We start from the raw sequence: 11,579 nt of genomic DNA on the forward strand, positions 1-11,579 counted from the left end.
CTTCTCACTAACGGCCATGTCCTACAGATCGAATCAATTGGTCTGTGACAACTGTTCCAGAATTGCAGGATTTTCGAGCGTGGACGTGTCCTGCGTGATGGCCTCGCCCTTGGCGATGCTGCGCAGCAGGCGCCGCATGATCTTGCCGCTGCGTGTCTTGGGCAGGTTGTCGCCAAAGCGGATGTCCTTCGGCTTGGCAATGGGCCCAATTTCCTTCGCGACCCAGGCGCGCAGCTCGTTGGCGATCTGCTTGGCCTCTTCACCGGTCGGGCGGCTGCGCTTGAGCACGACGAAGGCGCACACGGCCTCGCCAGTCACGTCGTCGGGCCGGCCGACCACGGCGGCTTCGGCCACGAGGTCGGTCTTGGAGACGAGCGCCGATTCGATTTCCATCGTGCCGAGCCGGTGGCCCGACACGTTGAGCACGTCGTCGATGCGGCCGGTGATGCGGAAGTAGCCGCGGTCCGCGCTGCGCACCGCACCGTCACCCGCCAGGTAGATGGTGCCGCCCATCTCTTCGGGGAAGTAGCTCTTCTTGAAGCGCTCGGGGTCATTCCAGATGGTGCGGATCATCGAGGGCCAGGGCCGCTTGATGACCAGCATGCCGCCCGCGCCGTTGGGCAGGTCCTTGCCGGTTTCGTCGACGATGGCAGCCATGATGCCCGGCAGCGGCAAGGTGCACGAGCCCGGCACCAGCGGCGTGGCGCCCGGCAGCGGCGTGATCACGTGGCCGCCGGTTTCGGTTTGCCAGAAGGTATCGACGATGGGGCAACGCTCGCCGCCGATATTGCGGTGGTACCACATCCATGCCTCGGGGTTGATGGGCTCGCCCACCGAACCGAGGATGCGCAGGCTCGACAGGTCCCAGTTCTTGGGGTGCACCTTCTCGTCTCCTTCCGCCGCCTTGATGAGCGAGCGGATGGCCGTGGGCGCCGTGTAGAAGACCGACACCTTGTGCTTCTCGATCATCTGCCAGAAGCGGCCCGCGTGCGGGAACGTGGGAATGCCCTCGAACACCACCTGCGTGGCGCCGGCCGCGAGAGGACCATAGGCCACATAGGTGTGGCCGGTGATCCAGCCGATGTCGGCGGTGCACCAGAACACGTCTTCGGGCTTGATGTCGAAGGTCCAGTCCATCGTGAGCTTGGCCCACAGCAGGTAGCCGCCGGTGGCGTGCTGCACGCCCTTGGGCTTGCCGGTGGAGCCCGAGGTGTAGAGGATGAAGAGCGGATGCTCGGCGTTCACTGGCACTGGCGGGCAGTCGGTGCTCTGGCCCTTCAGCGCCTCGTCGAATGTCTTGTCGCGGCCTTCGACGCGGTTCCACGCGGAGGGCGTGCGCTCGTAGACGAACACGGTCTTGATCGACTCGCAGCCGCCCATCGCAATGCCGTCGTCGACGATGGCCTTGAGCGGCAGTTCCTTGCCGCCGCGCAGCTGGTAGTTGGCGGTAATGACGGCCACGGCGCCGGCGTCGATGATTCGCTCCTGTAGCGCCTTGGCCGAGAAGCCGCCGAACACCACGCTGTGCGTGGCGCCAATGCGCGCGCAAGCCTGCATGGCAATCACGCCTTCGACCGTCATCGGCATGTAGATGATGACGCGGTCGCCCTTCTGGATGCCGGCGGCCTTGAGCGCATTGGCAAACTGGCTCACGCGGCCGAGCAGTTCCTTGTAGGTGACGTTGGTGACGGTGCCGTCGTCGGCCTCGAAGACGATGGCGGTCTTGTTCTCGACCGGCGTGCCCATGTGCTTGTCCAGGCAATTGGCGCTGGCGTTGAGCTCGCCGTCGCCGAACCATTCGTAGAACGGCGCCTTCGACTCATCGAGCGTGCGGGTGAACGGCTTGGTCCAGTTGAGGTTGGCCTGGGCCTGGCGGGTCCAGAAGCCTTCGAAGTCCTGCTCGGCTTCCTTGCACAGCGCCTCGTAGGCGGCCATGCCGGCAATGCGGGCACCTTGGGTGGCACGGGTGTCGGGCGGGAACACGCGGTTCTCGACCAGAACGGATTCGATGTTCTTCGATGCGCTGCTGCTCATTCTCTTGTCTCCTGGGTAGGTGCGGCCGTAATGTCGGCGGACCCACTTACGGGTCACTGACGGTCCGATATTAGTTCGCAGGGTTATCACGGGCCCGACACGAGGGCACCCCTAGAATCGCCAGTCGTTCCCAACCTTCCTCCCGATGTCCGCTCCCGACCCTTTCGATACCCGGAACCCGCCCGTACCAGCGCGCGGCTCGCCGCTTCGGCCGCTGCCCAAGCTGATTTTTGCCAGCCGCTGGCTCCAGCTGCCGCTGTACCTGGGCCTGATCGTGGCGCAGGCGGTGTACGTGGTGCACTTCCTCGTCGAACTGCTGCATCTTGTCGAAGCCGCCTTCGGCAACAAGGACGCGCTGCAGGCGCTGATCACCAGCATCGGCTACAAGACCACCGCGCCGGTGGGCACGCTCAACGAAACGGTGATCATGCTGGTGGTGCTGGCGCTGATCGACGTGGTGATGATCTCCAACCTGCTCATCATGGTGATCGTCGGCGGCTACGAAACCTTCGTGAGCCGCATGGACCTGGAAGGCCACCGCGACCAGCCCGAGTGGCTGAGCCACGTGAACGCCTCGGTGCTCAAGGTCAAGCTGGCCACGGCCATCATCGGCATCAGCTCGATCCACCTGCTGAAGACCTTCATCAACGCCGACAACTACACCGATCGCGTGTTGATTGCGCAGACGGTGATTCACATCGCGTTCCTGTTCTCGGCCATGGCCATTGCCTACACCGACAAGCTCATGGCGTCGAACGCGCCGCGCGGCGACGGGCACTGACGCGGGCCGATCCGGCTCAGGGGTTCAGCCGGCGCGGGGCAAGTCCCAGGCGGGTACCTCGGTGAAGCGCGCGGCCAGAAAGTCGAGCATCGTGCGCAGCGTGGCCGGCATGTGCTTGCGAGAGGCATACACCGCATACATGCCCACCACCTGCGGTTCGAATTCCGGAAACAGCCGCACCAGTTCGCCCGACTTCAAAAGGCATGACGTCAGGTAGGTCGGCAACATCGCGATGCCGGCCCCCGACCGCGCAAGCTGCATCAGGCTCGCGGCATCGTTGGTCGACACATTGCCGCCCACGGCCACCGAAACGGGCGTTCCGTCGTCCTTGCGGGTGAAATTCCAGAGGCTGCGCCCGAAGTACGAGTGCGTGAGGCAGTTGCGCTGGGCCAGCTCCTCCACGCGCAGCGGCTCGCCGTGCTCCTTCAGGTACCCGGGGGAAGCGCACACCACCGAACGGCAATCCGTGAGCCTGCGCGCAATCAGGTTGGGATCGATCTCCACCGCCACCCGGATCGCGAGATCGATGCGCTCGTCCACCAGGTTCACCGCCCGGTCGAGCAGCACCAGGTCGACCGCCACGCCGGGGTAGAGCCGCACATAGCCGGCCACGGCGTCGGCCAGCTGCGCCTGCGCGAAGGAGGTGCTGGCCGTGATGCGCAACTGGCCGCGCGGCGCCTCCGCCGGGTGCCGCACCGCGGCCTGCATGTCGCCCGCCAGGTCGAGCACCTGGCGGCAACGCGGCAGCAGCTCGTCGCCCGCCGCGGTAAGGCTCAGGCGGCGCGTGGTGCGGTGCAAGAGGCGCGCTCCGGTCCATTGCTCCAGCTCGGCCACATAGCGCGTGACCACCGGCCGAGAAAGGTCGAGCTTGTCGGCCGCGGCCGAGAGGCTGCCCGAATCCACCACGGTCACGAAGACCCGCATTGCGTTCAAACGATCCATTCGAACGATTTTAGGAATAAAGAAACGCGTAAATCGAGGTATTTCTTTCGAAACCAGAAACCTAAGATGCGTTTCATCGAATCAACTTTCCTGGAGCATTCATGAGCCACATTGCCATCATCGGCGCCACCGGTCGTGCCGGCGGCCGCCTTCTCGAAGAGGCCCTGCGCCGCGGCCACACCGTGACGGCCATTGCCCGCAAGGCCAGCGACAAGCTCTCGGGCCGTGCCAACGTGAAGGCGGTCGACCTCGACGTGCTGGACGGCGCTGCGCTCGAAAAGGCCGTGGCCGGCCACGACGCGGTGTTCAGCGCCGCGCACTTCTCCACAGTGCCGCCAGCCGCCGTCATCGAGCCGATGAAGCGCGCGGGCGTGAAGCGGCTGCTGGTGGTCGGTGGCGCGGGCAGCCTGTACGCGGCACCGGGCCTGAAGGTGATCGACACGCCGAACTTCCCTGACGCCTACAGGGCCGAAGCCACGGCCGGTGGTGTGTTCCTCGATGCGCTGCGCGCCGAGAAGGAACTCGACTGGACCTTTCTCTCGCCCTCAGCCGAATTCGTCGAAGGCGAGCGCACCGGCAAGTTCCGCCTCGGCAAGGACGACTTGCTCGTGAGCGCCGAGGGCCGCAGCTGGATCACTTTTGAAGACTACGCGATCGCGTTCATCGACGAGCTCGAGAAGCCCGCGCACTCGCGCCAGCGCTACACCATCGGCTATTGATCGACCACTGATCGGCCGGCAAACAAAAAGGGACCCGCGGGTCCTTTTTTCATGGGCGAGACGGTCTCAACGGCCGGTCATGTTTTCAGGCACCACCCACTGGTCGAACTGTTCGGCCGTGAGGTGCCCCGAGGCAATCGCCGCTTCGCGCAGGCTCGTGCCCTCCTTGTGCGCCTTCTTCGCGATGTAGGCCGACTTGTCGTAGCCGATGTGCGTGTTGAGCGCCGTCACCAGCATCAGCGAGCGCTGCACCAGCTCGGTGATGCGCTCGCGGTTCGGCTCGATGCCCACCGCGCAATGGTCGTTGAAGCTCACCATGCCGTCGGCCAGCAGGCGCACGCTCTGCAGGAAGTTGTGCGCCACCATCGGGCGGAACACATTGAGTTCGAAGTTGCCCGAAGCGCCCCCGATGTTGATGGCCACATCGTTGCCGAACACCTGCGCTGCCAGCATCGTGACGGCTTCGCTCTGTGTCGGATTGACCTTGCCCGGCATGATCGACGAGCCAGGCTCGTTCTCGGGAATGCTGAGTTCGCCGATGCCGCTGCGCGGGCCGCTCGCGAGCCAGCGCACGTCGTTGGCAATCTTGTTCATGCTGGCTGCGAGCGTCTTGAGCGCGCCGTGGGCATGCACCAGCGCATCGACGCTGGCCATGGCTTCGAACTTGTTCGGCGCGGTCACGAAGGGCAGGCCCGTGAGTTTGGCCAGTTCCGCCGCCACCTGCTCCGCATAGCCCTTGGGCGCATTGAGCCCGGTGCCCACAGCCGTGCCGCCGAGCGCCAGTTCGCACAGGTGCGGCAGCGCGGCGCGCACATGCGCCTCGCCGTGCGCCAACTGCGCCACGTAGCCCGAGAACTCCTGGCCCAGCGTGAGCGGCGTGGCGTCTTGCAGGTGGGTGCGGCCGATCTTCACGATGTCTGCAAAGTCCTTCGACTTCTGCTCGAGCGTGCCGCGCAGCTTGGCAATGGCCGGCAGCAGCTTGTGCGTGATGGCCTCCACGGCGGCCACGTGCATCGCGGTGGGAAACACGTCGTTGCTCGACTGGCTGCGGTTCACGTCGTCATTGGGGTGCACCAGGCGCCCTTCCCCGCGCTCGCCGCCGAGCAATTCGCTCGCGCGATTGGCCAGCACCTCGTTCACGTTCATGTTGGTCTGCGTGCCCGAGCCGGTCTGCCACACCACGAGCGGAAACTCACCGGGGTGCTTGCCGGCGATGACTTCATCGGCCGCGGCCACGATGGCCTTGGTCTTCTTTTCGTCCTGCAGGCCGAGCGCGTGGTTGACCACCGCCGACGCGCGCTTGACCTGCGCCAGCGCCTTGATGATCTCGCGCGGCTGCTGCTCGCCGGAGATATCGAAGTTCTGCAGCGAGCGCTGCGTTTGCGCGCCCCACAGCTTGTCGGCGGGCACGTCGATCGGACCGAAGGTATCGCGCTCGGCACGGGTCTTGGGGGAAGTGGTCATGATGGAAAAAGCTCCGCAGTCTTGGGTGTGGCGAGTATGTCGTCAATAAGAATGGCTCGCATTTGACGAGGGCTTTGACCGCACCGTTCGCTCCACGATACGCCCGCTGCCTGACTCGTGCCATATCCGGGCGGGTCGGCACGCCGTGGCTGAGATAATCGGTGGGCGTTCCCCACTCCAATAACACCCCCACCATGACGACCACGATCCAGCAGGCCGACCTGATCGAATCGATCAGCGCCGCGCTGCAGTACATCAGCTACTACCACCCCGCCGACTACATCGCCCACCTGGCCAAGGCCTACGAGCGCGAGCAGAGCCCCGCCGCCAAGGACGCCATTGCGCAGATCCTGACCAACAGCAAGATGAGCGCCACGGGCCACCGCCCGATCTGCCAGGACACCGGCATCGTCAACGTGTTCCTCAAGGTGGGCATGGACGTTCGCTGGGGCGGCTTTACCGGCTCGCTGGACGACGCCGTCAACGAAGGCGTGCGCCGCGGCTACAACCACCCCGACAACACGCTGCGCGCCTCGGTCGTGGCCGATCCGCAGTTCGACCGCAAGAACACCAAGGACAACACGCCCGCGGTGATCTTCACCGAGATCGTTCCGGGCAACACCGTCGAAGTGACGGTCGCGGCCAAGGGCGGCGGCAGCGAGAACAAGAGCAAGCTCGTGATGCTGAACCCCGGCGACAGCGTGGTCGACTGGGTGCTCAAGACGGTGCCCACCATGGGCGCCGGCTGGTGCCCGCCCGGCATGCTGGGCATCGGCATCGGCGGCACGGCCGAGAAGGCCGCGCTGATGGCCAAGGAAAGCCTGATGGACGACCTGGACATGCACGAACTGCAGGCCAAGAAGGCCTCGGGTGCCGAGCTCAGCAAGGTAGAGGCGCTGCGCATCGAGCTGTACGAGAAGGTCAACGCGCTGGGCATCGGCGCGCAGGGCCTGGGCGGCCTGGCCACCGTGCTCGACATCAAGATCAAGATGTACCCGACGCACGCGGCCAGCAAGCCCGTGGCGATGATCCCGAACTGCGCGGCCACGCGGCATGCGCACTTCGTGATGGACGGCAGCGGCGCGGTGTACCTCGACCCGCCGTCGCTCGACCTGTGGCCCGATGTGAACTGGGCGCCCGACGAAAAGAAGAGCAAGCGCGTCGACCTCGACAAGCTCACGCCCGCCGAAGTGGCAAGCTGGAAACCGGGCGACACGCTGCTGCTCAACGGCAAGATGCTCACCGGCCGCGACGCCGCGCACAAGCGCATCCAGGACATGCTGGCCAAGGGCGAGAAGCTGCCGGTGGACTTCACCAACCGCGTCATCTACTACGTCGGCCCGGTCGATCCGGTGAAGGGCGAAGCCGTGGGCCCGGCCGGCCCGACCACCGCCACGCGCATGGACGGCTTCACCGAGATGATGCTGGCCAAGACCGGCCTGATCGCGATGATCGGCAAGGCGGAGCGCGGACCGGTCGCCATCGAAGCCATCAAGAAGCACAAGAGCGCCTACCTCATGGCCGTGGGCGGCGCCGCCTACCTGGTGAGCAAGGCCATCAAGACTGCCAAGGTGGTGGGCTTCGAAGACCTGGGCATGGAAGCCATCTATGAATTCGACGTGGTCGACATGCCCGTGACGGTGGCTGTCGATGCGGGCGGCACCAGCGCTCACATCACCGGCCCGGCCGAGTGGCAGAAGCGCATTGCCAGCGGCGAGTTCAAGACCATCATGATGGAAGAAGCTTGAGCCCTGTAGGCGTCTTCGACAGCGGCGTCGGCGGACTCAGCGTGCTCGCCGCGCTGCGCGCCGAGTTGCCGCATGAACGCTTCGTCTACTTTGCGGACACGGCCTATGCGCCCTATGGCGAGCGCGGGGATGCCTATGTGATCGAGCGTTCGCGCAATGTGGCCGAACAGCTGATCGCCGAGCACGGCATCAAGGCCCTCGTGGTGGCTTGCAACACGGCCACCACGGCGGCGATTCACCTGCTGCGCGCCGAGCATCCGGCGCTGCCCATCGTGGGCCTGGAGCCCGCGCTCAAGCCCGCCGTGGCAACGAGCCGCACCGGGCACATCTCGGTGATGGCCACGCGCGGCACGCTGGCCAGTGCCAAGTACGCGGCGCTGCGGGAATCTTTTGCAGGATCGGCGACCGTGCGGGCCGTGCCTTGCGACGGGCTCGTGAAGGCCATCGAAGGCCTCGAAACCGAGGCCATTGCCGCGCTGTGCGAACGCTACATGACAGAGGCCGGGCCTTTCGGCCATGCCTCCGGCGAAGTCGACACCGTGGTGCTCGGCTGCACGCATTACCCGCTCGTGAAGAGCGAGCTGCAGCGCCATGCACCGCCTGCGCTGCGCTTCATCGACACCGGCGCACCGGTTGCGCAGCAGACCCGGCGCGTACTGGCTTCGCTCGGCCGGCTTGCGGATGGTGGCGACGGCGGACTGGTCTTGCAGGGCAGCGGCGATCTGGCCGTGCTCGAAGCGGCCGCCGCGCACTGGCTGCAAAAGCCTCGACAACAAAGTGCGGCAGTACCGGCTGTGAGCGCCGTCTGAAGCCGTTCGGCATGCGCCTGTTTCTACGCCGCACCCTGCTCCTGCTGTGCCTCTCGGCCGCCGGCCTGAGCCATGCAGCCTGCGAGAGCGGCCTGGCCGAGCGCATGCATGCCAAGCTGTATCCGAATCGCGCGCTCGACGAGCGGCTGGCCGCATGCAAGCCGTGGCCGGCATTTCCGGGGCGCAGCATCGTGGTGCTGCCGGTGCCGCGCGAGACCAGCAGCACGGGCGCCAAGGTGTTCGACCTGGAACTGCTGCTCATCCAGCGCCCGGACAACGGCAATACCGAGCGCGACACGGTCATCGGCCGCGTCTTCCAGCCCGAGGCGCTCGACGAAGACAGCGCAACCGCCATTCAGGACATTCGCATCGACACCTCGCGCTATGTGCTGTCTGCCGATACGCGTGCCTTCGGGCTGCGCGTGCGCTACAAGAGCACCGCGCCGGGCAGCTCGGCCGCGAGCGAAACCATTCGCCTTTACGTGCACCACGGCAGCAAGCTGCGACAGGTACTGCAAGAAGTAGAGCTCGACCACGACAGCGGCGAATGGGACAGCACCTGCACCGGCCGCTTCGAGAAGCTGCGCACCATGCTTTCTGTGGGCAAGTCGGCGAGCAACGGCTACGCCGACCTGCAGCTCTCGCGCACGCTGGTGCAGAGCCACGCGCAAATGCAGGAAGACCAGGGCTGCACCGAGAAAGCCCTGCCCGCGCGGTTCAGCAACGTGACGCTGCGCTACGACGGCGAGCGCTACCGGGTACCGAAGTCACTGCAGCAACAGCAGATGCCCTGACCCGCGGGCTCTACCGGCTGCGCAGAGCGGCTGTGCGGCCACGCGCCATGTCGATGGGCAGCAACAGCAGCAAGCCCGCCACGAACAACACTGCGGTCGAGAGAATGGCAATGCGCTGGTTGCCGCCCGCGGCCCACGCGATGGCGCCGAACATGAGCGGACCGATGATGCTCGCCAGCCGCGTGGCAAAGGTCCAGAGCCCGAAGAACTCGGCAAGCTGCTGGGGCGGCGCAAGGTAGCCGGTCATCGCGCGGCCGGCCGACTGGCTCGACCCCATGGCAAGACCTGCGATGGCCGCGGCCCACCAGAAGGCGCCCTTGGTGGTTGCCATGGCGGCAATCACGCACACGGCAACCCACGCCAGCAGCGTGGCGGCCAGCGAGACCTTGTGGCCCACGCGGTCTTGCACGTAGCCGAAGGTAAAGGCACCCAGCGCGGCCGCCAGGTTGAGCACGAAGATCAGCACCATGGTCTCGCTCGCAACAAAGCCAATGACCTGTTCCGCGTAGATGGCGGCCAGCGTGATGGCCACCGCCACGCCGCCTTGGTAGAAAACGGTGCAGATCAGCAACTGCATGAAGTCGCGGTACGCGCGCGCCTCGCGAAGGGTTGCGCGCAGTTGCTGCCACGTGCCAACTGCCCTGGTCGCCGCCTGGGGCTGCGCGCGCTCCGGCAGCAATGCAAACGTGGCCGAGGCTGCCGCGCCGTAGATGGCCGCCGTGATCAGCATGGTGACCGGAACGAAGTGCGACGCCGGCAGGCCTTTCGCCTGGGCCGACAGCACATAGGCCAGGCACAGGCCGAGCGCGAGCATGCCACCGATATAGCCGAAGCCCCAGCCCCATCCGCTGACCTTGCCCATTCCCTCGGCCGTTGCGAGTTCAGGCAGGAAGGCGCCGGTCAGCGACTCGCCGTACGAATAGAAAGTGTTAGAGACGATCACCAGCGCCATGGCAATGGCAACGCCCTGGGTGCCCGAAAACCCGGGTGTGAGCGCGAGCGCTGCGGTCGCAACCACGCAGCCCAGCGTCGCCACGGCAAGCACGCGCTTCTTGGCTGCTCGCCGGTCGGCCCAGGCACCGATGGCAGGCATCGAGAGCATGACGATGGCATAGGAGATGCTGAGCGCCGCCGTCCATGCGAAGGCCGCCCAGGGCGCGCCCTTGGCGATGCCACCCACGAAGTAAGCGGCGAACACGGCCGTGATGACGACCGTGGTGTAGCCCGAGTTCGCAAAGTCGTACATCGCCCAGCCGAACACCTCGCGCTTGCGCACGCCGGGGTTCAGGGCGGAGGACGGAAACAGCGCCATGCGGCGATCGATCGGGGCGCCGGGCGTCGCGCGAACGGCGTCAGTGCAGGTGGCGCGGACGGCGGCCGCCGCCGTGCCCGCCGCCGCTGCCACTGCCGCCGGTGCCGCGCGGGCGTTTGCCGATTTCGAGCGAGTTCACGAGCGCATCGAAGCGGTCGCTGAACAGGCGGTCGATTTCGGAAACCACGCCGCCCAGCTCGGCGCCGTCGAAATGGCGCTCCATCAGGTTGACGACGTCTTCCACGAGCAAATCGCGCTGCACCTGCATGATCGCGGCCGGATTGGGGCCGACGAACAGCATCAGGAAATCGTCACGGGATTCTTCGTCGGGGTCGCCCTCTTCCTCGTCGAAGTCTGTGTCGTAGAACGTGACCTCGATGGCCGCGCCGCGCTCCGACAGCTCGTTAAGCGCCATGCACATCTCGTCGAGCGCCTGGCGAAAGTCTTCGTCGCCCGGCACTGTCCAGCACATCTGGAGCATGTGGTCCTTCTGCTCGAAGCGAATGCCGGGTTCTTCCTCGTAGGTGCTGGTGGCACCGTCGGCCAGCGACTTGGCGCCCGCATAGGCCCACAGCGGCTTGAGCGCTTCCTGGATCTGGTCGAAGCTGACGTCGGACCGCAGCGGCACGTCGCCGTGCACATGAATTTCAAATGGAGCGTTGTAACGAGGCATTGTGTGCTCCCTTGTCTAGATGTGGTGCCCGGAACGGGGGTCGAACCCGTATGCCCCGATTAAGGAAGCGGCGGATTTTAAGCCGAAGAATCGGTACTGCACCGAGACCCTCCGGGCTTGTATCGAGCCCTCTGGGGCGGGTTTTCATAGGGACACCTCGTCTCGATGATACCCCGGTGTTCGATGCAGACCGGCCCGGTTCCCTTTCGCTTGGCTCCTGCCTGGCTCCTGGAAATCGGGGAATTCCACAGAACAAACATGGCCAAGATCAAACTGACGAAAACGGTGGTTGATGCGGCGCGG

General features: G+C 65.7%; 10 protein-coding genes and 1 tRNA gene. 5 read left to right on the forward strand and 6 right to left on the reverse strand.

Annotated features, from left to right (window positions below; all coding sequences use genetic code 11):
• Positions 1–33 precede the first annotated feature (33 nt).
• Entirely contained in the window at positions 34–2,034 is a 2,001-nt protein-coding gene (gene acs / locus EJI00_RS22415) for an acetate--CoA ligase (protein ID WP_126749687.1), read from the reverse strand.
• Between the two features lie 145 nt (positions 2,035–2,179).
• On the opposite strand from acs, the gene EJI00_RS22420 reads away from it, so the two are divergent.
• Positions 2,180–2,815 (forward strand): YqhA family protein, encoded by a 636-nt coding sequence (locus EJI00_RS22420; RefSeq protein ID WP_126749688.1) that lies wholly within the window; start codon positions 2,180–2,182, stop codon positions 2,813–2,815.
• A gap of 24 nt (positions 2,816–2,839) precedes the next feature.
• On the opposite strand, the gene EJI00_RS22425 is transcribed toward EJI00_RS22420, so the two are convergent.
• Positions 2,840–3,757, reverse strand: coding sequence for a LysR family transcriptional regulator (locus EJI00_RS22425; protein WP_126749689.1), 918 nt, complete (start codon positions 3,755–3,757; stop codon positions 2,840–2,842).
• A gap of 101 nt (positions 3,758–3,858) precedes the next feature.
• Here EJI00_RS22425 and EJI00_RS22430 point away from each other — a divergent pair, with 101 nt between their 5' ends.
• Positions 3,859–4,476 carry an NAD(P)-dependent oxidoreductase gene (locus EJI00_RS22430; RefSeq protein ID WP_126749690.1) on the forward strand — a complete coding sequence of 206 codons (618 nt, stop codon included), beginning with the start codon at positions 3,859–3,861 and terminating at the stop codon, positions 4,474–4,476.
• Between the two features lie 66 nt (positions 4,477–4,542).
• Here EJI00_RS22430 and fumC read toward each other — a convergent pair whose 3' ends face one another.
• The gene (gene fumC, locus EJI00_RS22435; RefSeq protein ID WP_126749691.1) at positions 4,543–5,940 is read right to left on the reverse strand and encodes a class II fumarate hydratase; all 1,398 of its coding nucleotides are present in this window, start codon (positions 5,938–5,940) and stop codon (positions 4,543–4,545) included.
• Between the two features lie 194 nt (positions 5,941–6,134).
• On the opposite strand from fumC, the gene EJI00_RS22440 reads away from it, so the two are divergent.
• From EJI00_RS22440 to EJI00_RS22450, 3 genes are read left to right on the forward strand one after another with little or no spacing between them, the layout of a single operon-like run.
• On the forward strand, positions 6,135–7,688 hold the full coding sequence (locus EJI00_RS22440) for a fumarate hydratase (RefSeq protein ID WP_126749692.1): 1,554 nt from the start codon (positions 6,135–6,137) through the stop codon (positions 7,686–7,688).
• A complete protein-coding gene (murI, locus tag EJI00_RS22445; protein ID WP_126749693.1) occupies positions 7,685–8,497 on the forward strand; it encodes a glutamate racemase in 813 nt (270 codons plus the stop codon). Before EJI00_RS22440 ends, murI begins: the two co-directional genes overlap by 4 nt.
• Positions 8,498–8,508: 11 nt before the next feature.
• Positions 8,509–9,291 (forward strand): hypothetical protein, encoded by a 783-nt coding sequence (locus tag EJI00_RS22450; protein WP_126749694.1) that lies wholly within the window; start codon positions 8,509–8,511, stop codon positions 9,289–9,291.
• A gap of 10 nt (positions 9,292–9,301) precedes the next feature.
• On the opposite strand, the gene EJI00_RS22455 is transcribed toward EJI00_RS22450, so the two are convergent.
• The 3 genes from EJI00_RS22455 to EJI00_RS25155 form a co-directional block, all read right to left on the reverse strand.
• Positions 9,302–10,603, reverse strand: coding sequence for an MFS transporter (locus tag EJI00_RS22455; protein WP_126749695.1), 1,302 nt, complete (start codon positions 10,601–10,603; stop codon positions 9,302–9,304).
• A 40-nt stretch (positions 10,604–10,643) separates the two neighbouring features.
• Positions 10,644–11,276 (reverse strand): DUF6806 family protein, encoded by a 633-nt coding sequence (locus tag EJI00_RS22460; RefSeq protein ID WP_126749696.1) that lies wholly within the window; start codon positions 11,274–11,276, stop codon positions 10,644–10,646.
• A gap of 22 nt (positions 11,277–11,298) precedes the next feature.
• Positions 11,299–11,393 (reverse strand) — tRNA-OTHER (locus tag EJI00_RS25155).
• Positions 11,394–11,579: the final 186 nt, after the last annotated feature.

The organism is Variovorax sp. DXTD-1, assembly GCF_003984625.1.
Lineage (GTDB): Bacteria > Pseudomonadota > Gammaproteobacteria > Burkholderiales > Burkholderiaceae_C > Variovorax.

Coding starts and splice junctions, on each gene's coding strand:
- acs (WP_126749687.1), bottom strand. CDS start 2,034: ATGAGCAGCAGCGCATCGAAGAACATCGAATCCGTTCTGGTCGAGAAC.
- EJI00_RS22420 (WP_126749688.1), top strand. CDS start 2,180: ATGTCCGCTCCCGACCCTTTCGATACCCGGAACCCGCCCGTACCAGCG.
- EJI00_RS22425 (WP_126749689.1), bottom strand. CDS start 3,757: ATGGATCGTTTGAACGCAATGCGGGTCTTCGTGACCGTGGTGGATTCG.
- EJI00_RS22430 (WP_126749690.1), top strand. CDS start 3,859: ATGAGCCACATTGCCATCATCGGCGCCACCGGTCGTGCCGGCGGCCGC.
- fumC (WP_126749691.1), bottom strand. CDS start 5,940: ATGACCACTTCCCCCAAGACCCGTGCCGAGCGCGATACCTTCGGTCCG.
- EJI00_RS22440 (WP_126749692.1), top strand. CDS start 6,135: ATGACGACCACGATCCAGCAGGCCGACCTGATCGAATCGATCAGCGCC.
- EJI00_RS22450 (WP_126749694.1), top strand. CDS start 8,509: ATGCGCCTGTTTCTACGCCGCACCCTGCTCCTGCTGTGCCTCTCGGCC.
- EJI00_RS22455 (WP_126749695.1), bottom strand. CDS start 10,603: ATGGCGCTGTTTCCGTCCTCCGCCCTGAACCCCGGCGTGCGCAAGCGC.
- EJI00_RS22460 (WP_126749696.1), bottom strand. CDS start 11,276: ATGCCTCGTTACAACGCTCCATTTGAAATTCATGTGCACGGCGACGTG.